The organism is Chitinophagales bacterium (assembly GCA_041392475.1).
Taxonomy (GTDB): Bacteria; Bacteroidota; Bacteroidia; order Chitinophagales; family UBA2359; genus JAUHXA01.
In genome coordinates this window covers 759639-781413 of sequence record JAWKLZ010000001.1, presented here as the reverse complement: position 1 = coordinate 781413, position 21775 = coordinate 759639, and the positions used below count along the sequence as shown (strand labels likewise).

Annotated in this window: 19 protein-coding genes; 13 read left to right on the top strand and 6 right to left on the bottom strand. The window is 39.2% G+C overall.

Annotation, left to right across the window (positions count from 1 at the left end):
- The first annotated feature begins 279 nt into the window (after window positions 1-279).
- The 4 genes from R3E32_02850 (at window position 280) to R3E32_02835 (ending at window position 3467) form a co-directional block, all read left to right on the top strand.
- Window positions 280-1671, top strand: coding sequence for a PQQ-dependent sugar dehydrogenase (locus R3E32_02850; protein ID MEZ4883651.1), 1392 nt, complete (start codon window positions 280-282; stop codon window positions 1669-1671).
- 59 nt (window positions 1672-1730) lie between these two features.
- Window positions 1731-2162: a DoxX family protein gene (locus R3E32_02845; GenBank protein ID MEZ4883650.1), complete on the top strand. Its 432-nt coding sequence runs from the start codon at window positions 1731-1733 to the stop codon at window positions 2160-2162.
- Between the two features lie 113 nt (window positions 2163-2275).
- A complete protein-coding gene (locus tag R3E32_02840) occupies window positions 2276-2746 on the top strand; it encodes a toxin-antitoxin system YwqK family antitoxin (GenBank protein MEZ4883649.1) in 471 nt (156 codons plus the stop codon).
- A complete protein-coding gene (locus R3E32_02835) occupies window positions 2724-3467 on the top strand; it encodes a copper homeostasis protein CutC (GenBank protein MEZ4883648.1) in 744 nt (247 codons plus the stop codon). The genes R3E32_02840 and R3E32_02835 overlap by 23 nt, the downstream gene beginning before the upstream one ends.
- Window positions 3468-3475: 8 nt before the next feature.
- Here the strand turns inward: R3E32_02835 and R3E32_02830 are convergent, their stop codons facing one another.
- From R3E32_02830 to R3E32_02820, 3 genes are all read right to left on the bottom strand, one after another.
- Window positions 3476-4234, bottom strand: coding sequence for an ATP-binding cassette domain-containing protein (locus tag R3E32_02830; protein ID MEZ4883647.1), 759 nt, complete (start codon window positions 4232-4234; stop codon window positions 3476-3478).
- A gap of 63 nt (window positions 4235-4297) precedes the next feature.
- The gene (locus R3E32_02825) at window positions 4298-5581 is read right to left on the bottom strand and encodes a hypothetical protein (protein ID MEZ4883646.1); all 1284 of its coding nucleotides are present in this window, start codon (window positions 5579-5581) and stop codon (window positions 4298-4300) included.
- Complete coding sequence (locus R3E32_02820) at window positions 5578-7371, bottom strand: L,D-transpeptidase family protein (protein MEZ4883645.1); 1794 nt, start codon at window positions 7369-7371, stop codon at window positions 5578-5580. The genes R3E32_02825 and R3E32_02820 overlap by 4 nt, the downstream gene beginning before the upstream one ends.
- 240 nt (window positions 7372-7611) lie before the next feature.
- Here R3E32_02820 and R3E32_02815 point away from each other — a divergent pair, with 240 nt between their 5' ends.
- From R3E32_02815 to R3E32_02795, 5 genes are all read left to right on the top strand, one after another.
- Complete coding sequence (locus R3E32_02815) at window positions 7612-8478, top strand: SPFH domain-containing protein (GenBank protein ID MEZ4883644.1); 867 nt, start codon at window positions 7612-7614, stop codon at window positions 8476-8478.
- 154 nt (window positions 8479-8632) lie between these two features.
- A complete protein-coding gene (locus R3E32_02810) occupies window positions 8633-8830 on the top strand; it encodes an Arc family DNA-binding protein (GenBank protein ID MEZ4883643.1) in 198 nt (65 codons plus the stop codon).
- 130 nt (window positions 8831-8960) lie between these two features.
- Complete coding sequence (locus R3E32_02805; protein MEZ4883642.1) at window positions 8961-9509, top strand: sugar transferase; 549 nt, start codon at window positions 8961-8963, stop codon at window positions 9507-9509.
- 7 nt (window positions 9510-9516) lie between these two features.
- A complete protein-coding gene (locus R3E32_02800; protein ID MEZ4883641.1) occupies window positions 9517-10935 on the top strand; it encodes a radical SAM protein in 1419 nt (472 codons plus the stop codon).
- A gap of 292 nt (window positions 10936-11227) precedes the next feature.
- Window positions 11228-11770 carry a hypothetical protein gene (locus R3E32_02795; protein MEZ4883640.1) on the top strand — a complete coding sequence of 181 codons (543 nt, stop codon included), beginning with the start codon at window positions 11228-11230 and terminating at the stop codon, window positions 11768-11770.
- Window positions 11771-11904: 134 nt separating this feature from the next.
- Here the strand turns inward: R3E32_02795 and R3E32_02790 are convergent, their stop codons facing one another.
- Window positions 11905-14733 carry a TonB-dependent receptor gene (locus R3E32_02790; GenBank protein ID MEZ4883639.1) on the bottom strand — a complete coding sequence of 943 codons (2829 nt, stop codon included), beginning with the start codon at window positions 14731-14733 and terminating at the stop codon, window positions 11905-11907.
- Between the two features lie 290 nt (window positions 14734-15023).
- Window positions 15024-15749: a hypothetical protein gene (locus R3E32_02785; GenBank protein ID MEZ4883638.1), complete on the bottom strand. Its 726-nt coding sequence runs from the start codon at window positions 15747-15749 to the stop codon at window positions 15024-15026.
- Window positions 15750-16181: 432 nt separating this feature from the next.
- Here R3E32_02785 and R3E32_02780 point away from each other — a divergent pair, with 432 nt between their 5' ends.
- Window positions 16182-17225: a histidine kinase gene (locus tag R3E32_02780; protein ID MEZ4883637.1), complete on the top strand. Its 1044-nt coding sequence runs from the start codon at window positions 16182-16184 to the stop codon at window positions 17223-17225.
- A 197-nt stretch (window positions 17226-17422) separates the two neighbouring features.
- Window positions 17423-18007, top strand: coding sequence for a response regulator (locus tag R3E32_02775; GenBank protein MEZ4883636.1), 585 nt, complete (start codon window positions 17423-17425; stop codon window positions 18005-18007).
- Between the two features lie 172 nt (window positions 18008-18179).
- On the opposite strand, the gene R3E32_02770 is transcribed toward R3E32_02775, so the two are convergent.
- The gene (locus tag R3E32_02770; GenBank protein ID MEZ4883635.1) at window positions 18180-18371 is read right to left on the bottom strand and encodes a hypothetical protein; all 192 of its coding nucleotides are present in this window, start codon (window positions 18369-18371) and stop codon (window positions 18180-18182) included.
- A 326-nt stretch (window positions 18372-18697) separates the two neighbouring features.
- Here R3E32_02770 and R3E32_02765 point away from each other — a divergent pair, with 326 nt between their 5' ends.
- On the top strand, window positions 18698-18889 hold the full coding sequence (locus R3E32_02765) for a LytTR family DNA-binding domain-containing protein (protein ID MEZ4883634.1): 192 nt from the start codon (window positions 18698-18700) through the stop codon (window positions 18887-18889).
- Window positions 18890-19013: 124 nt separating this feature from the next.
- On the top strand, window positions 19014-21770 hold the full coding sequence (locus R3E32_02760) for a T9SS type A sorting domain-containing protein (protein MEZ4883633.1): 2757 nt from the start codon (window positions 19014-19016) through the stop codon (window positions 21768-21770).
- The last annotated feature ends 5 nt before the right edge of the window (window positions 21771-21775 follow it).

Genomic DNA, 21775 nt, shown 5'->3' with positions numbered 1-21775 from the left:
GAAAAAAAAACTTATTTAAGTCGCTAATATATTCAATTTTCTTCAACAAATTAGAATGGGCATCGTTGAAAAAGAAACTATTGAATATCATTTAGACTTTGGACGAGGGAGCAGAGATGCGAGAAGTGAGATATTAATCAGTTGATAATAAATGATTTACGATTAAACGACAAAAACAAGTAAATCATTGATTACCAAATCTTGACATCTTGCTTCCTACTTCTCACTTCTTTCGCCCAAAGTCCAAAATATCATCTTTACCTTATTATTCAAAAAAATATGAGTACAACACAAAAACCCTTTTTCCTTTTTTGTATGCTATTGCTAATCTGTAATTTTGCACCAGCACAACCCACCCTAAAACTACAAACTACCACCCTAACCCTCCGAACCATTGCCCAAGATCTGGTCGTTCCGTGGGAAATACTTTGGGGACCAGACAATTGGGTCTGGATGACCGAAAGAAGAGGCAATGTCAAAAGAGTGAATCCTGAAACAGGAGAAGTGAAGCAGTTGCTGAACATTGAAGACTGCTACGAACAGAGTGAATCTGGTCTATTGGGTATGGTTTTACACCCAAATTTTGAAACTACTCCACATGTTTTTTTGGTTTACACTTATTTAGACAATGGCATCAAAGAACGCTGTGTGAGATATACGTATAACGAATCAACACAAAAACTAAATGACCCTTTTGTGTTAATTGAAGGTATCAAAGGTAATACCACACACGATGGTTCTCGCCTGCTCATTCTTCCCGATTTAACTTTATTGATGACCACTGGTGATGCCCAAGATCAGCCTTCTGCTCAAAATAAAGATGCCCTTACAGGGAAATTTTTGCGAATGAATTTAGATGGCAGCATCCCCAGCGATAACCCCTTCAATAATTTGACCTACTCTTTCGGACACCGCAATGCACAAGGTATGGTATTGGCAAGCAATGGAAAATTGTATAGTTCAGAACATGGACCTAACAATGATGATGAATTGAATATCATTGAAATGGGTAAAAATTATGGATGGCCTGATGTGCATGGTTTCTGCAATGGTGTGATAGAAGAGGCTTTTTGTGAGGCCAACGATGTAGCCGAACCCATTAAGGCATGGACTCCGACTTTGGCAGTAGCAGGAATTGACTACTATGACCATCCGGCAATACCCGAATGGCAAAACAGTATTTTGCTGACTACATTGAAGGAGAGTGACTTTCGTGTATTGCATTTGAATGAAGCAGGTGATTCCGTTGTGCAAGAGGAAATATATTTAAACCAAGATTTGGGGCGATTGAGAGATGTATGTGTAGCACCTGATGGGCGCATCTTCTTGGCAGTCACCAATCGAGACGGTCGAGGTTCTCCAAAGGCAGGTGATGATAGAATTGTAGAATTGAAAAACGATGAAGAAACCAACATTGAGGAAATATCTGCCTTCAATTTCACATTGTTTCCCAATCCCAACAATGGAATATTTACCTTTTCTTGGGAATCCTCCTCTTCGATGACCAATTACCAGTTACACATTGTGGATATATACGGTAAAGAAATTTACAAATATGAAGGAAAAGACAGCAACCTTCCCATAAATTTAACTACCTTTCCCTCAGGAATGTTTTTTTTGCAAGTTCAACAGAACCAAAAGGTTTGGACTTCAAAAGTAGTTATTCATTGAGAATTGGCACTACTCTTTTCTAGTCAAAAATCTATTTCACCTCCAAAATCTATTCGTTTATGCAACAACACAACGAACGAAACCGAAACGCTGCCTTGCTTTTTATCCGTTTATTATTAGGCATCATTTTTCTGATGCAGGGCTATGGAAAAGTCTTTTCCATTGGAGTAACAGAACTGTACGATTCTTTTTTCACCGAATACGAAACCACGTTCCTACCTATTTGGATACTCAAACTTACCGCCTACTACACATCTTATGTTGAATTAATCGCTGGCGGCTTGCTAATTCTTGGTTTATTTCGCAATTTTGCCTTATACCTTTTAGCAACTGTATTGCTGGTCGTATCTTTTGGACACGGTGTCATGATGCCAATATGGGATTTGCAGCACGTACTTTTTAGAGCTGTATTATTAGTTCCATTATTGCTACTCCCTGAAGAATGGGACAATTGGCAACTTGAAAATTGGATACGCAAAAAAAATAATTAAAATACTTTTTCGATATGAAAACAAAGGTTTTAAGCTTTTGTGTAATCTTGTTGTGTTTCCTTTCAGCCTGTTCTGGCTCACAGCCTAGCGAAGTGAATATCAAGGAAATAAAAATGAAGTCAAATGAAGCAGGTAAAAGTCTTGCTTATCGAGATGGAAAAGTTTTTACGGGTACAGTCGTTTCTTATCACTCCAACGGCAACAAGTTTACTGAAAAACGATACGTAGATGGCATAGAAGCAGGCGAATGGACTACCTATTATGCGGATGGTAAAAAAATGAATGCTGGCAATATTGTCAATGGATTAAATCACGGCGTTTTTCATGATTGGTATCCGAACGGTCAAGTAAAATACGAACAACCTTATACCAACGGCAAAAAACATGGCAAATGGCTTTCGTGGTACGAAGATGGTCAAAAATGGACAGAGCGAGATTTTGAAAATGACCAACTCAACGGCAAAGTTTTGGTTTGGACAGAAGACGGCCGTTTGGGAAAAGAATATACTTACCGCCAAGGCCAATTGATTGACAAAAAACTGCATTTTGAAGAATGGGAAGATGAAACCGAAAATAAAAATTGAAATCTGCGCCAACTCTCTGCAATCTGCCATTCACGCACAAAAAGCAGATGCTGACAGAGTGGAATTGTGTGGTAATCTTTTTGAAGGAGGCACTACGCCAAGTGCTGCAACGATTCAACTGGCAAGAAAACATCTGACAATTGACCTATTTGTATTGATTCGCCCAAGAGGAGGTGATTTTTGTTACAGCGATTTGGAAATAGAACTAATGCTGGCAGATATTGATTTTGCTAAAAAAGCAGGGGCAAATGGTGTTGTTTTGGGGGTACTGCAATCGGATGGCAAAATAGATGCCGCACGCAATCAGCTACTTGTTGAAGCTGCAAAACCGATGCAAGTTACATTTCACCGAGCTTTTGATGTCTGTTCACAACCTTTTGAAGCATTGGAGCAAATTATTGACTTGGGTTTCGACCGAATATTGACTTCGGGACAACAACAGACGGCTATTGAAGGGGCAGATTTGATTCGTAAACTTGTTGAAATAGCGGGTGAAAGGATTCATATTTTGGTAGGTTCGGGAGTCAATTCCGAAAATATTGCAGCATTGAAGGAAAAAACAAACGCAAAGGAATTTCACTGTTCAGCAAAAGAATTGGTTTGCAGCAAAATGTCTTTTCAAAACGAAAAGGTGAATTTTGGAGGCAAAATAGAAATTCCTAACAATCATTATTTTGAAAGTAGCATAGAAAAAATTATAGCCTTCAAAAACCAACTTTAAAAATCCACCTACTTCCCCGCCCCTTCTCTCAAAGCTCTCAAAAACTCCGAAGCAAAGATAAAATCATTCACCGCCTCATTTTTGCTCTTCAAAACTTCCTTGTTGTTGCCCTCCCACTCCTTCAATCCGTGGTGCAAAAACACAATTTTTTCACCAATTCCCAAGACCGAATTCATATCGTGCGTATTCATGATAGTCGTCATTTTGTATTCTTGGGTGATGTCGTGTAGCAACTCGTCAATCACAATTGCAGTCTTAGGATCTAAACCTGAATTGGGTTCATCACAAAACAAATACTTGGGATTCAGGACAATGGCACGGGCAATACCCACACGCTTCATCATTCCTCCACTGATTTCACCAGGAAACTTGCCGTTTGCTCCATTGAGAGTTACTCTTTCCAGACAAAAATTCACTCGATCCAGTTTTTCTTTATGTGTCATATTGGTGAACATATCCAACGGAAATTTCACATTTTCCTGAACGGTCATCGAATCAAACAAGGCAGATCCTTGAAACAACATCCCAATTTTGGTACGTATTTCCTTCTTTTCCTTACGGTTCAGCTTGGTAAAATTAACACCATCGTATATCACATCCCCCGATGTTGGCTCCATCAATCCGATTAGGCATTTCATAAAAACCGTTTTGCCCGAACCACTCGAACCAATGACCAAGTTGATTTTACCTGTTTCGAATTTAGCGGTGATGCCCTTCAATACTTCTTTATCATCAAAAGATTTTCTAATATTTACTGCTTCTATCATGAATTGGGAAATTGATTTGGTGTTGAGACAAATATAGGAAAATCCAACAATTCGCCAATTGTTTTACCAACGAATCGGGATTTTTTGTGTCCGAACATCAATATGAACAAAGGAAGTTCTGCTCGAGTTCTGCTCATAAAAACCCATTCCACCAATAAAAGGTTTATACCAACTTTGTTTTTGAAAACTATCTATCAAATCATACAGTACTTTTGCATCTTCAGAACTCCGTTTTCCGTCCCTATTTAAATCATCCATCCAACCATCGTTATCATTGTCTATGTAAATATCTACAGCCCGTCCAAATTGATGCCGACTATAAGTTTCATTGTCTTTCAATTGGTTGTAATAAGGTGTGCGATAACCACTCAACACTGCAAATTTATCACACTTCAAACCAGCGTCATTGACAGCGGCCAACAATAATTCCAACTTTATCAGCAATTGTTCGTCCAGATAAACATAGTTAGGATATTTCCATTTCCCTTCTTGATTACTCAAAAATTCGGAAAGTTGAAAGTTGGGTGAAACATAAGCTTTCTCATTCGTTTTGTTTACTTCAATGAACCCTTTTGGAGCAGCGTGTTCTTCCTTTTGAGGCGAAGGGTAGTTGCCTATTTTGAAGTCTTTTATTACCAAATCTTCTTTGCCTAAAGGCATTGGGGTCATCACCCAGCAGTTGATTTTCATGGTTTGGCTTGACCCCACAGGAGTCAAAACGATGGTATATAATCCACTAGCTTTAGGAGCTGTCCACTTCCACGAATGATTGTCTTTTTTGGTTAAATTACCTTTCGTTGTCACCACTTTTATTTGGGAGGATTTCTCGCCTCCAACCACTTCAAAAACAAAAGCTTCTTCAGGAAGTAGATATACACCAAATACATTGAAGTAAGATACAATGCCATTGAAAATCAATCCAAAAGTCAGTACATCTTCTTTGGCATAGCTGGGTATATTTTTAAAAAGATTGTTTTTTTTGACTTTTACCTCAATGGTATTCACTCCATCTACATTGCGTTCGGAATCTTCATCATCTGTTATATTTTCTTCTGGAACATCTGCCACTTCTGCTGCGATATCATTCGGCATATTCTCATACATCCCATCACCTTTCTGCTCATTTTCCTCTTGAACATCTTTTACACTGATTTCGTCCAATTCGATACTTGGAATATCCTCAATAACTGTGATGTTATCTGATTCACCGTTGTATTCTTTTCCGATTTCTTGCTTTTCGGAAGATGGAAATTTGGGATGCAAATTTATTAACTGAAAGTACTCAGCAAGTACTGCCATTGCAATGATAAAAACGATGACATTTAATAAAAATCTAAGTATTCTCATTTTTCAACTATAGCTAATTGTTTTTCATCAAACTTATACACGTCTTCCTCAAAATGTATTATAGCATCTTGGTCTGCCCAGGTGGTGAAATACACCAAAAAAACAGGTACTGCTTCTACTAAATTTTCTACATCGGTTTCTGTCTTATTCATGTATTCCGCTACTTTTTCTTCTGTCCAATTACCTTCATTTTTAGCCAATAATTTCACAGTTAAAGCATTTGGATCTTCAACACGAACACATCCGTGACTAGCATCTCTTTGATTTTCACTGAATAAAGCTTTAGCAGGAGTATCATGTAAATAGATATCCATTTCGTTTGGAAACATAAATTTCACTCGCCCCAACGAGTTGTCCACACCAGGTTGTTGTACCAATTTGAAAGGAAAATTATCTGCACTGATTTTAGTCCACTTTATTTTTTTCGGGTCTAATTTTTTGGCATTTCTACTCCAATCTTCATAAATTACCATATTCTTCTCTTTGAAGTAATTAGGATTTTTCTTAATTTTAGGAAGAAGGTCATTTTTTGCAATTTCTGGAGTTGGAGTCCATGTAGGACTAAATACTATGTGGTCGATTTTGTCTTTGAAAGCAGGAGTTGGATTGTATGATTCTCCAACAACGACCTTCATGTCTAAGGTAACTTTCTCATTTTCTACAAAATACAACTGAAATGCAGGAATATTGACCCATACATATTTTTCACCCAAATTTTCTGGAAGCCATCTCATTCGCTCCATATTAAGTTTGATTTGAGTGATTCTCTTCTCTACAGGAACATTCATTATTTGCAGTGTATTAGGCCCAATAATGCCATCTGTGTTCAGTTTATTGCGTTTTTGAAAATTTTTCAGAGCATCAACCATTTCTTTTGTAAAAGTATGAGAATTTAGATTTTCTGAAAGACCTTTTTCTCTCACCGCTCTATTAGCAGTGTCTTTTGTAGCAACTGTTTTATTCACTTCAATGCTAGTATCTTTTTGAGAATTGAACTGTTTATTAGATGTTTCCTTCAACTGTTTTTTGGACATAGAAGAACGCCAATATTTAGTAGACAAATCGCCAGTTGCTGTCAAATACGTAGCTATTGTAGGCACAGCTTCATGTTTTTCTCCTTCTTTCAGCACCAAATCCATGGGTAATTCCAGCAAATTTGTATCGTTTTTTATCTTGTTGTAATAGAGTAAAGTTGTTTTGAGGTGTTTGTAATCGGGTATTTTAGGGGACAATTCGTTTACCGTAGAATTTATGTCACCGCTATTAATAGTTTGTTGAAGGTGTTTGAATACATCTATTTTGCGTTTTTCAAAAATAAATGCTGTATCTATCTCTGCAGGTTCAAATTGCCCTTTTGATAAATGTTCCATATAAGTAAGGTAAGCCTGTGAAAGTTGAATTTCAAATTTTGCAGCTTCTTCCTGTTCTATACCTATTCCAAAAATCTTTTCTTGTAAGTTTCTCATTGCAGGCACGCGATAGTTACTTACTAAGAGTCCTTCTTCATCGGCTTGTTCGAGTTTGTCCAATAGATTACAAGCAAGGTTGGTAAGTATTTCTCTTTCTTCATCCACCCATAAGGATTTATAGTTTCTCAAACGGTAAAAATCTTGAAGATTATCAGTCAATTCTTCCTGCCTTTTTTCAGATAAATATTCATCATATATCCAATTAGTAAGTGTATCACTAATTTGGTGTATATAAAAAGTAAGTTCTTTTTTGTCAAGTTTATTACCCTCTATATTGCTTGCATTGAGATTTAATTGAAGGAGAATGAATACAAATAACATATTAATTACTTTCTTAGTCTGTATAAACATTTTTCGATGGGTTATTAGGTTTATTGAGTAGAAAATTTTAACGCCCTTATCAAGATTATGTTTATTACCGTTGGAAAACCGAAATTCTGTCGATTTACTCTATCCATAAAAAATAATTTTATTCAATTTCTTTATTTAAATGGAACTTTTTGCACCCAAAGTGATATTAAAATAGTATCATTGTAATTCAAAAAACAAAATTTCAATCCTATGCAACAACAAGAAATTTCTCGTTCCGCTTTGTCGGGTTACATCATGATTTTGATAATCATGGGTTTAATTGCAACAGCTTTTTTCCTGTTTTTCTCTTTTCCGCCTCCTCAATTGCTGTTTGGGATGATTCCCATTATCATTGCCATTTTTTGCAGTATGGGCTTTTTCATTGTCGACCCCAATGAATCCCGTGTGTTGATACTTTTTGGAAACTATCAAGGCACGATTAAAGAAAACGGTTTTTACTGGGCGAATCCTTTTTTGGTCAAAAAGAAAATCTCTTTGAGAGCCAGGAACTTCAATAGTGAATTGATCAAAGTCAATGACAAATTGGGTAATCCGATTATGATTGGAGTCGTCTTGGTTTGGAGAGTGACCGATACTTTCAAAGCTGCTTTTGAAGTAGATTTTTATGAGAAGTTCGTTACCATACAAAGTGAAGCCGCTGTTCGAAATTTGGCAGGGCGTTATCCCTATGATTCTTTTGACGATGATGAAGCAGAAATATCGCTTCGCTCAGGTGGTGAAGCAGTACACCATGTTTTGGAAAGTGAATTGGTCGAGCGTTTGTCAATGGCAGGTATTCAGGTGATTGAAGCTCGGATTAGTCACTTGGCTTATTCTTCTGAAATTGCAAGTGCCATGCTTCAAAGACAACAAGCGACTGCAATTGTCGCTGCAAGATTGAAGATTGTGGAAGGTGCGGTAAGCATGGTTGAATTGGCTTTAGATGAATTGTCTAAGAAACAAATCGTGGAATTGGACGAAGAAAAAAAGGCTGCAATGGTCAGCAATTTGATGGTTGTGCTTTGTTCCGACAAGGCGGCAAGTCCGATTGTGAATGCAGGAACGCTTTATCCGTAGAGAAATTCAAATTCAAGGCTCAAATTCAAACTCAAACTCAAAAAAACAATGAAATGATTTGAGTAAATGGCAATTGGGGTAGTTTCTACTTCAATTGCCATATCTTAATTTCACTAGTCACCGATTACTAATTTTAACCAATCACCAAACAATCATGCCTAAGAAAAAACAATTTGTTTTGCGAATTTCTCCAGAAATGTACAAGGCACTCGAAAAGTGGGCTGCAGACGAGTTTCGGAGTACCAATGGACAATTGGAGTGGATGATTCATGAGGCATTGAAGAAGGCAGGGCGATTGCCGAAGAAAGGGGAATTGGAGGGAGAAGAAGGCATTAAAGATAAAGGTGGATAATATTTAGAAAAGCCTGTTTGAAACTTGCTTCAAGAATTTCGCTCAAGTTTGGAAACTTGATCGTGCGAGATTGTGTTCTTTCTTATATCTTTTGTCTTGTGTCTGTTATCTTTCGTCTAAATGCCTACTAATGAAACGACTCTTCGACCTATTTTTCTCCTTCGTGGCTTTGACCATTTTTTCCATTCCCATGTCCATCATTGCGGTATTGCTGACCTTCAAAGAAAAACATCCCATCTTTTTTACCCAAGACCGAATTGGCGAAAACAAGATTCCCTTCAAAATTTGGAAATTTCAGACTTTGGTGGGCGGCACACCGACTCCAACGGGTGCGGTGCTAAGAAAAACGGGATTGGATGAACTTCCGCAGTTTATAAATGTACTAAAGGGTGACATGAGCATCGTAGGGCCGAGGGCTTTGACTCAATTCGACATTGAGCGACTGAATTGGGACGATGATTTTCATGCAAAACGGTGGCACACCAAACCAGGCATTACGGGTTTCGCCCAACTCTATGGCGGACAACACCGCAAAACTTCTTGGTTTTGGGATGTCTATTACCTCAAACACTCCAACGTTTTTGTGGACTTCTGCATCGTTGCCCTTTCGTTTTTGATGAATATTTTTGGCAAACAGCGAGTCCGCAAAATCGTCTTTCAAAAAGGCACTCTAAAATAACATTCCCATGAAAGTCAAAATGATATTACCCGCATTGGCAGAAGCAGAAAGTCCATTTTGGCGACCCATCAAATACTCCTTGTTTCCGCCGCTTGGCTTGGCAACTTTGGCCGCCTACCTTTCACCAAACGATGAAATCGACCTGCAAGACCAACACGTTGAAACACTTAACTTAGAGGACTTCCCCGATTTAGTAGTTATCCAAGTATATATCACCAATGCCTACCGTGCTTATAAAATTGCAGACCACTATCGAAGTCGAGGGGCGTATGTGATTTTGGGCGGTTTGCATGTCACCTCTTTGCCTTTTGAAGCGGCAGAACACGCAGATTCGATTTTCATGGGCCCAGGGGAAGAAACTTTTCCTCAATTTTTGAAGGACTTCAAAAACAACACACCCAAAAAAGTTTACAATTCCTCTATACGAACCTTGGATAAAATCCCTCCAATCAGACGAGATTTAATCAAACGCAACCGCTATTTAGTGCCTAACTCAATTGTCGTGACAAGGGGCTGTCCACACCATTGCGACTTTTGCTACAAAGACGCTTTTTTTGAAGGAGGCAGAACTTTTTACACCCAACAAGTGGATGATGCTTTGGCCGAAATTGACCGATTGCCAGGCAAACACCTCTATTTTTTGGACGACCATCTGCTCGGAAATTCCAAATTTGCGACCGCCTTGTTTGATGGAATGAAGGGCATGAATCGGGTTTTTCAAGCGGCTGCAACTATAGATTCGGTACTGCGAGGAGATTTGATTGAGAAGGCGGCAGAAGCGGGATTGCGTAGTTTATTTGTAGGTTTTGAAACTTTTTCACCCGAAAACCTCAAACAAAGCAACAAGAAACAAAACCTCCACAAAGACTATATCAAAGCGGTCAATCGCCTTCATTCTTTGGGTATTATGATAAATGGTAGCTTCGTTTTTGGACTGGACGATGACGGCCCCGATGTCTTCCAAAGAACCGTTGATTGGGGTGTTGAAAATGCCTTGACCACTTCCACCTACCACGTTTTGACTCCTTATCCTGGCACTCGACTCTACAAAGATATGGAAGCGCAAGGTCGCATTTTAACCAAAAATTGGGATTTGTACGATACCCGAAATGTGGTCTATCAAACCATCAAATTGTCGGCGGAGGAACTCAAAAACGGCTACGATTGGGCATACAAGGAGTTTTACAGTTGGAAGAACATCTTCAAATCGAGTTTTCAACACGAATCGCACAAGCACAAATTGAAGCACTTCTTCTATACAGGCGGTTGGAAAAAATTTGAGCCTGTTTGGAATTTTCTGATTAAAACCAAGAGCCTCAACAATATGTTGCCGATTTTGGAGTCTATTTTGTCGAAGGTGAAGGTTGGTGAAGGGGCTGCAATGTTGGAGGATGATTTGGATATAAGTATTGGACTCAAGACATAAGAAACACATTACCCGATTAATTTTCAAAAGTCCAACTATGAATTTCACGTCTTACACCTATTTCACTCCACCCAACTCACAGTCCCATTTCTCGACTGCAAATAATCCCCCTGCGAATCATTCAAATATGAAAAGGATTTGCCATTACCTAAAAGGTTAGTATAAATTTATAACGATTAAGCCATAAAATGAGCACTTGTTAATGCTATAAAAATAAAAAAATAGATATTTGGTTTAGTATGTGTAAAACTCTTACAAATTAAATAACTCGCTACTCAAAAGAAAACAAAACATGGATAAATTATCACAACAATACAATAATTTAAAACAAGCGTATCGAAAGTATGAAAATTTATGCAACAAAGAGGAAATCGAAAGCGAGGAAGAATGGCAGGAGTTTTTCAATCTTAGTGAGGAATTTATTAATCAAATGTCTAAGACTTCCCTATTTGTTAATGAAGAAGCTGAATATAGTGTTGAAAACAATAACCAATTGATAGAAAGATTGCTAAAAAGCATTGATGAAAATAAATGGGAAGATGTATATTTGGCATCCAATTTAATTAATTATCAATTAATTGAAGAATACTCAATTAGCTTGATTTGTAAAGGGGTACATAAAATTCTTGCAAAAAATAATTTAATTGAAATTTCGGAAGGAGTTTCCATTGAGTGGGCTAAAGGAGTGCTATTGGAATACATTGTAAGATTGTTAGATGCTCATTTAAAACAGGAAATAGTAAAGCAAACCTTATTGAAGATTATTTCAACAGTAGATGCAGATGATAGTGACAACTACCATTTGATTCATGCCTCAAAATCAAGGGCGAACTAAATAGAAGGCAAAAAAAGGCGTTGAAGCTATTCATGCTCCAACGCCTAATGTATTCAAACCCAAAATTCATTATTTTTTGAAAAAACTCCCTTTTCCCACTTCCCACTTCCCACTTCCCACTTCCCACTTCCCACTTACTTTATGTTAAAATGCTTCAACTGATACGTAAAAGTCAAGAGAGCATATTGCTGCAAAGCATTCGTTTCACTGTCTTCAATATACGTACTTGTCACATTACGAGAAATGTTGTTGTTTTGCTTCAAGATGTCAAACACCGCCAATGAAATTTCTCCACGGTTGTCTTTGAAGAGTTTTTTGCCAATGCTGGCGTTCCACAATAGGAAGTTTTGATTGAAACCATCTGAAAGGCCTGTGTAAGATTGATGGTTCAAATCGGTTCTCAAGACCAAACCTTCAATTGGAGTCAAAGTCAATTTGAAGCTCGTGTTTTGATTGAAGTAGCTGGTGTTCAAGTCACTTCTCAAGCTGTTGTTGACATTGCTAAAATTAGAGCGAGAAGAAATCGTGAAATCTACTTTTTCGCTAATGTTGCTGCTCAACACTGCGCCCAAACCAAAAGTCGAGTTGTTCGCAAAGTTCAGTTCATCGTTTACCAAGCCAGGTTGTTTGGTATAATCTGCCGAAATATTGAAGTTCAAATTCGACTTGATGGGGCTAATCGGCAAACCGTAGGTAATAAAAGAACGGATTTTGCTGTATCCATTTAAGTTCACAGGTTGCGACAATTGTACGCCGTCTGCTAAGGTGAGGTTGTCAAAAATCGGATTATCAGTTTGGTCTAAATAGGTGCTTCTCCCGATGTAGTTATCACTGAAAGTCAAGTTCAAAGTCGCAAAAAACACAGTGGATTTATCGGTATTCGTTGCAGAATATCTGGAGAAAATATTGTGTTGATACGCCTGCGTCAAATCGGGATTTCCAAGCGACAATTGCAGCGGATTGGAGTTGTCGACCACATTTTGAAGCTGTTCCAAATTCGGCAAATCGGTGTTGCTGCGGTAGCCCAAACGGATGTTTTTTTGTTTGGAAAGATTGTATCGAAGCATTGCAAAAGGTACAACGGTGGTAAAATCTTGCTTCAAAAGTCGTTCATTAGGAAACAGTTGATCGCTCTCCAAAGTCGTTTTCTGCAAGTTGGCTCTTGCCATCACCATCAGGTCTTTGTTGGGACGATAGTTGTAGCCCAAACCGAGTTGTTGGATAAATGCGTGGCTCTCAAAAGTATTGGAAAGGTTTTCGTTGAATTGGTCGAATCCTTCTGAATTGGGGTCAAAATCATAGGTTTTTTTGTCCGATTTGTCTTGTTGCCAATCCGCACTGTAGTTCAACATCAGCATACTTTTTTCTCCAATAGGTTCTGTGTAGGAAATGTTTGCGCCTACTTTCCAACCATTAGCATCCAAAATAGATTGTTGGTACAAAGAGTCGTTGATGCTTTCGGTAAAATATTGATTGGCGGACTCCAAAGTGCTTTCACCTTGTTTTTCGGTATAACCTGTGTTCACATTCACCGAAAGTGTTCGGCGGTCTTTCTCAAATTTGTGGCGAAATAAAATACTATTGCTGAAATCCACTGCTGACAAATCGGATAGAAAATTGTTGCTCGTTTGGTTCAAAAGCGTATTGTCCAAAGCCGTTTGTCCGAAAGTCGCTGAGTAGCCATCGTTTTGCTGCAATGTCAGACGTGGACGCATGGTGATGGAGTTGTTGCTATCTATATTGTAGTCCAATTTGGCCGAGAATCGGTGGTTGATGTTGTTGCTTTCGCTGTTGTTATTTTCCGTGTAAATTTCGCTGGCATCGGTGACATCCAAAAATTCCCTTTGCAGGTTTTCGATGGATTCAGTGTTGCTTTTGTTGAAGAAATAACTTCCTGATACTTCCATTTTTTCGCCCCATTTGTCCGAAAAATTCAAGCCAAAAGCACTGGTTGTAGATATTCCACCACTCGGATTCACCAAAAAGTCGCTTACCGAGCTGCCTCCTCCAAAACCACCACCACCACGACTTCCACCGCTACCAGAACCACCTCTACTACCTCCACCACCACGTCCGCCTCTTCCTCCTCGGCTACCACTGCTTCCCACAACACCCAACAAATCTTCGGTGCTGAAATTTTGAACATTCACATTGTTGGACAAACCAATAATCGAAATGCGTTGGTCACCATTGAAGAGGTTGATATTGCCGCCCAAAGCATATTTGTTGTCCAAACCATACCCCAAATAGACCTTGCCAAACTGTCCGTTTTTGCTATTGCCTTTGGTGATGATGTTGATGGTTTTGCTGCTTTGTCCATCGTCGAAACCTGTGAATTTGGATTGGTCGCTTTGTTCGTCGTAAATCTGAATTTTGTCGATAATTTCGGCAGGTAAGTTTTTGAGTGCAGCATTGGGGTCTTCACCAAAAAATGGACGACCATCCACCAATACCCTTTTCACATCTTCCCCCTGCGCCTGTACTTTGCCATCTTGAATCACGACCGTAGGCATTTTTTCGATCAAATCCTCTGCATTTGCATCGGGATTGACCTTGAAAGCATTGGCATTGAACTGTGTAGTATCTCCTTTTTGTACTGCAATAGGCAGTTTTTCCTTTACTTCCACACCCTCCAACTCGGTTACTTCTTCGGCTAAAAAAAGTTTGCCGATATCATTGTTTTTCTTGGTGATTTCAAGGCTTTTTTGCAGTTCTTCAAAACCCAAAAAGGACACCTTCAATGTGTAAGCACCTCGCTCCAAACCTTCAAAACGAAATTCGCCATCAAGATTGGTGACAACAGTTTGCTCAAAAGTCACATCTGTTCCCGTCAAAGAAACGTGTGCGCTTGGCAGGGTAGTATTATCGGCTTGCGACTGAACGACTCCTGTTAGGCTTGCATTTTGAGCCATTGCAGAAAGGCTGGTAAATAAAATAGTTAGGGCTAAAATTAAGTTTTTCATGGTTTTATGCACGGTTAAATATGAATTTTGGACGAAAGAAGTGAGAAGCAGGAAGCAAGATGTCAAGATTTGGTAATCAATAATTTACTTGTTTTTGTCGTTTAATCGTAAATCATTTATTATCAAATGATTAATATCTCACTTCTCGCATCTCTGCTCCCTCGTCCAAAGTCTAAATGAATTGAAAGAAGGGAATTTATTCTAAAAAATATAAGAGCCATCCATTCATCTCATTGCTTCAACAAATGGATGTACTCTTATTGATAACCTAAATACTTTCTACTATGCTACTATTTCTGGCTTCCTCGTTTGCCGCCTTTATGCTCACCTCTTTGAGCTTTGTGTTCGGCTTTCAAGGCTTCCATTTTGGTGATTTGTGCAGGAGTCAAAACGGCTTCAATCGCTGCTTTTTGGCTTTTCATCAAATCCTTCATGCTCGCTTTGGTGGCTTCTTTGTCGGTAGAATTTTCCCAAAGGACTTTCTTTCTATTGCCATACTGCAACAAAATAGACTGAATTTGAGATGCTTGTGTCGTGGACAATCCCAACTCCTCGGTCATTTTTTGGGTGTGTTTCTGCGCTCTTTCTTCAGGGTTCATATTCGCATGACCTCCTTTTTTACCACCTTTGAAGCCACCTTTGTGTTCTCCTCTATTGGCTTTTCTTTCTGCTTCAAGGGTTTGTAATTTGGTCAATTGTGCGGGAGTCAAAACGGCTTCAATTGCAGCTTTTTGGCTGGTTCTCAACTCTTTCATCTTTTCTTTGGCAGCTTCTTTATCCGCAGTGCCATCAAAAAGAGATTTTGCTTTTTGGCTGTATTCCAAATTGATGGAATAGACTTTGTTGGCTTGTGCATCCGAAAGCCCCAATTGTTCGGTCATTCTTTCGGAGTGTTTTTTCGCCTTTTCTTCGGGGTTCATGTCACCGAATTTGTGGTTGGCTTTTTGAGCGTAAATAGAGCTTACGCCCAACAACAACATCAAACATGATAACATTAATTTGCTTGCTAATTTCATTTTTTGAGATTTTAAATAGAATGATAAAAAAATAATGATTGTCACAGGTTTCGATTTCGATGCGGTTATGGTTGACAGCTTCAAAAGCGAAATGTAAAGTGACGTTGAAAAATCGGTTATTGATTATCAACACTGCAAAAATGCCGCAATTTGTAGCCTGTGCCAAAATTATTCAATGAACGAGGTGATTTCCTCTATGAAACTTGTTCTTTTTTTTGAAAAGGGTAAAGATTTTGAAAATTTACTTCTTAAAAAATTGATTCTTAGCAAAATAAATTAGAGATTTTTCAAAAGAGGAAACTTCCCAAGTTTCATTTCACCGATTTGGGCTTAGAATCTTTTTTCATTGACAAAAACAGCCTGTTCATTGATTAAACTTTGTGCTTCTGTTTATTTACTTCAATTTTACGAAAACAAACAAAACCCATCGTCATGAACTACATTGGAGCAAAACGCACTTGGTTACAAATCCTGTTTTGGGGAGGATTGTGGTTACTGATACCGCTTATTCTCTCCTCCGATAATTTTTTTAGCAAGACATTTTACCGCAGCTTGATAACATTTGCGGGCATAGCCATCCTTATATACATCAACCTTGAAGTGTTGCTACCTCAACTTTATTTCCAAAAAAGACAAACTGCCTATATTTTTGCTGCAATTCTATTGATTGCCCTACTTGTCTTTTTGTTTGACTGGGATTTAGCACCATGGGCAGAATACATTAGCAGAAAACCCAACAAGCCATTTGCTGATTCAGATAAGGCGCAGTCATTCTTCAATATGTGTTTGATAAGTTATTCTATGCCTTTTTTTACTTCATTGATTGGCAGTACTTTATTTGAAGTTGCCCGCTACGCATCAAACAAAGAGAAAGAAAGTGTCCAACTTCAAAAGGAGAAATTGGAGGCGGAAATGAATTTTTTGAAATCTCAAATCAATCCGCATTTTCTCTTCAATGCGCTGAACAATATCTATACGCTGACGGTCATCAAGTCCGACCTTGCGCCTGATAATTTGCTCAAACTTTCGGATATGCTTCGGTACATGCTTTATGAATGTAAGGCAGACAAAGTGCCGCTTCACAAAGAAATTACCTACATCGAAAACTTTATTGACCTCTACAAATTGAAGGATAGCAGTGGACTGAATATTGAAGTGGAGATTGACAAACACCGCCCAGATTTGATGATTGCGCCTTTGTTGTTTGTTCCTTTTATCGAAAATGCCTTTAAACACAGCAAAATTGAAGATACAAATAAGGGGTGGATTCGCATCGGATTGAAGGTTTTGGAGCAGAAAATTGTGTTTGAAGTCACCAACAGTATTCCTTCTCATGCGTTTACCAAAGACAAAACGGGGGGCATTGGGCTGCAAAATGTGAAACGTCAATTGGAGTTGATGTATCCTCAAAAACATGATTTGCAGATTGAAGAAGATGGGAAAAGGTTTCGGGTATTACTGGAGATGGAGGTTTGAGGACAGTGGGCGATTGACGGCAGATGCTTTTTTATTGCCTGTTCAAGACTCTTGGCTTGAACAAAATTCTTGTGAGAAGTGTCCACACTCCTACCTCTATACAATCGCAAGTTTGGAAAATTGCTGCAAGGATTTCGTTCAAGTGAGGACACTTGAACGGGCGAGAATTTCAATCATTTAAAACTAAAAATAACCAAATGATCACAACTATAAAATGCTTAGTAGTAGATGACGAAGAGCTTGCGAGGATATTACTCGAAACATTCATTAGACGTTTGCCGCAATTGGAGCTAGTTGGAAAATGCAAAAATGCCATTGAAGCAATTGAAGTGTTGCAAAAACAAACAGTGGATTTGCTTTTTTTGGACATTCAAATGCCCGAATTGACGGGAATCGAACTTTTGAAGACTTTGCAGCAAAAACCGCTGGTGATTTTTACGACTGCTTATTCCGATTATGCACTAGAAGGCTATGCTTTGGATGTGACAGATTATTTATTGAAACCCTTTAGTTTTCAACGCTTTGTGCAGGCGGTCAATAAAGCTAATGAAATGCTGCAATTGAAGGCAACTGCTCAAAATGTGGCTGCAAATACCAAATATCCTTCTACCAATTTAATTCCTTCAAATACAGAGGAAACGGGTGATACTTCAAAGGAAAAGGATTACATTTTGGTCAAATCCGAACATCGGGTGCATCGCCTCAAATTTGACGATATTCACTACATCCAAAGTATGCGGGAATATGTATCTTTTTATACCAATCGAGTAGGTAGCCCGTAAGCGGTTTGCCTACGGGAGTACCTCTCACACCACCGAGCGTACGGGTCTCGTACTCGGCGGTTTCCTACCCATCTCCGATGATGCTCTTTTCACCATCACCAGCTATTTTGTACTTTAACATAGGGCTACTATCTGTCTATGCTTTTACAGCAATGGGTGACAACATAGCTCCCTATCCAATTTCCAAAAGGGTAAGATTCAGTCCTTCGCCATGAGCAATCAATGCTCGGCTACTATGACCTCTGCTGACTTCTGCAATTGCCACCTTGCTTGTTACCAAGCGGTGTTTGCTCTTCGGCTGATGCGTTGCCTCCGTCTTTACAATTACAGACCTCCCTCGGTAAGGTAAATATCCTTCGGTCAATCCCTGCTGAATCTACTGTATAAGTACAGCATCAAATAATTGATGTTTAGGGCGTTAGTATGCGTGGCTACCTTACCCGACCTATACAGCCTCATATCCAGTTTCTGTTCGTCAGTACCGACCTTTGCAGTCCTGCTTACTTCCAGTGCTTGGGTCGCCCCAAACCACCTTGCAGCTTGCTAACAGTTCGAGTCGTCACACCCGCCTGTAAGAGACTTTCACTCTCTGGACATTTTGCTTTCTCTTCACAAAATCAAACGATTCTTTAGGCAATAAGCTAAATCTTCGTTATATTTACCATTCAAGGCGCACCACAAGGTCAGATTTTGTCGCTTTATTCTTTGAAACAGTTGGAGAAAGACTTACCTACTGACCGTTTTATGCGGATTCACAAATCCTATATCGTGGCGATTGACCAAATCAAAACATTGGAGGGCAATATGTTGGATATTGGCAAAAAGGAGTCTTTACCGATTGGAGCGAGTTATCGGGAGGAGGTTTTGGGGAGGATTTTTTGAAGTGATAAACAGCAAAATATGTATTTGCTGTTTTTAGCAAAAATATAGATATTTGTTTTGTGATGAGTCTTGTAAATCAAGAACTTCACCTATAATATGTTCCATCAACCACAAACTTTTATCTATGAAAAAGTCATTACTGACCCTCCTGTTTTTTTCTCTATGTGCCATCACCGCAAGTGTTTATGTAATGAAAATCAAACAATTATCAATTTCAGAAGCAAAAGAATCAAATCTTCTACGAGCCTCTATCCAGAATTTTGAAGAAAAAACCCATTCGTTTATCGGTGCTTACGAGTATATCAGGCAAATGAAAGCGAACTTGAAAACAGGGCATATTGAGGCGGCAGATTTGGTGAAGGCGCAACAAGCAGCCGATAAACTCGCCAAAAATCGAACAAAAAAAGCAGATCAAATTCATTGGAAATTTTTGGGGCCTACTAGTGTAGGTGGTCGCACCCGTGCAATTTTGGTGGACAAAGACAATTCGCAGCGAATGATTATTGGAGGTGTATCAGGCGGTATTTTCACCTCCAATGATGGCGGGCTGAATTGGACAGATCACCCCCAAAATACCGAATTTCTTTCCTTGTCGATTTCGGCTATTGCACAAGCTCCAAATGGCGATATTTATGTCGGAACGGGTGAAAATTTTGATGGGCGGTCGTATGGTGAAGGGAAATTGGGAAATTCTGTTTTGCCGGGAACGGGTGTGTATAAATCAACAGACAGAGGCAATAGTTTTCAGCTATTAGCATCCACTATTCCGAATCTTAACAATGGAAGCAGCAATATTTATAACCGTGATTGGGCTGCCATTCAAGATATTGAAGTACATCCTAACAATTCCAACTGGGTGTATGTGGCAACGAGTAGAAGCTTGCAAATCAGTCAAGATGGCGGTGAAACTTGGTCGAAAGCCAATGGAATTCCTACAACATCTGTAGCGTATGACATTGCAGTAGCAGAAGACGGAACAGCCCATGCAGTTGTAGGTTCAAGGTATTATCAAGCGATAGACGGCCTAAATTTTACTGGTGAATTTACGGGTACGAGTCTGGGGCAGTTTGAAATTTCATCGGGTAATAAGGTGTTGGCTATGTCACCTTCTGACAATGATTATTTATACATTGTCACCGTCAAAAGCAATGGCTGTTTGCGGAAAGTATGGCAATCCAAAGATGGCGGTGAAATTTGGATCATTATTGGTGAGGGCGACAATACCTTTTTCAATCCTATGAGGAATGGAAATAGTTGTCAGGGTTGGTATGACTTGTGTGTAACGGTTGATCCTGCCAATAAAGAACGTATCTTTTTGGGTGGGGTAACATTGTGGTCTTGGTCGCCAGAAGATAGCTGGAATCAGTTGGACGGCGGTGCATCACCTTACGATGTGCATCCCGACAAACACACACTTGTATTTGACCCCAACAATTCCAACACTTTATACATTGGTTCGGACGGTGGCATCACCCGTAGTTTGAATGCCCAAAATTTGTACCCTACTTTTGAAGCTATCAACCAAAACTACTTTGCCACCCAATTCTATGGCATTGCAGCCAACATTGAAGGGAATGTAATTGGTGGAACTCAAGATAACGGAACCGTGTTTGTTGCACCTGATGGCAGTTCTATTTATGACGGAGGTCAGCCTTATATCACAGGTGGTGATGGTGGATTTTGTGATATTTCTAAGCTCAAGCCTTTGGCGACATTTGTATCTTCAGTAAATGGTGGAATCAAACGCTCGGGTAGTGCAAAACCTCCTTTTAGCTCATTTTTTGATTACAATGCAGACTGTGCACCTACTAATCCTGAAGGTAGTTGCAACCCAGATGGACACTTAGACGGCAACCCCTTGTATATCACTCCGTTTATATTGTGGGAAGATGTGTTTGCCAATGCAATTGATCCCAGTGTACAAAAAACCAAATTCATCACTGGAGCTTGTGACGGTCGGGTGTGGATGACCGAAGGAGCATTGGATTTTACGGCTATTCCTAGTTGGAAGCAGATTGGTAAATTTGTGGCAAGTCGCTGTATCAGTGCTTTGACGGTTTCCTATGATGGAACTACTGTTTATGCAGGTACAGCGGATGGCCGAATGATGTGTATCTCCAATTTGGATAGTGACAATCCTTCAACTAAGGAATTTCTCATAGAGGGGGCAATAGGTCAGTACATTAGCAGCATTGACGTTGACTACAATAATGGACATATTGTGGTGGGTTTGGGCAATTATGGTCGAGACCAAAACATCGTGAAATCCTTCAATGCCAATTCCGTCATCCCCACTTTTTCGTCTATTCAGCACAACCTTCCTTTGATGCCCGTTTATACGGTAGCACAGAATAAATTTAATGTTAGTCCGCTCGTTGTAGGAACAGAATTGGGGATTTGGATGTATGATGAAAATACCCAAACATGGACGGAGGAAAACGGCTCAATGGGAAGAGTACCTGTGCATAGCCTTCGTTTTCAGCAAGTAAAAGCGGCACATTGTGGCGTTTTGTATGCAGGTACGCACGGGCGAGGTATTTACCGCAGCACCGATTTTCTTTTGCCAGATTGTGAAGATATTTTTCCCGGTGATACGGTAGGAATTGAACATTTGAACCAAATTTCACAACTTCAATTGTATCCCAATCCTATGTCTAAAAAAAGCACTTTGGAAGTTACTTTGATTGAAGCAGCTGATTTACAACTTCAAATTTTTGACCTGCAAGGGCGAATAGTTCGACAGCAATATTTGGGTGAATTGGCGGCTCACAACCACAAAATTGACATTCAAAGAGGTGATTTGGTAGCTGGTGAATATGTAGTAGTGCTTCAATCGAAGAATGGGCGAGCGAGCAAAAAAATGCTTGTAAAAGACTTTTAGCAACA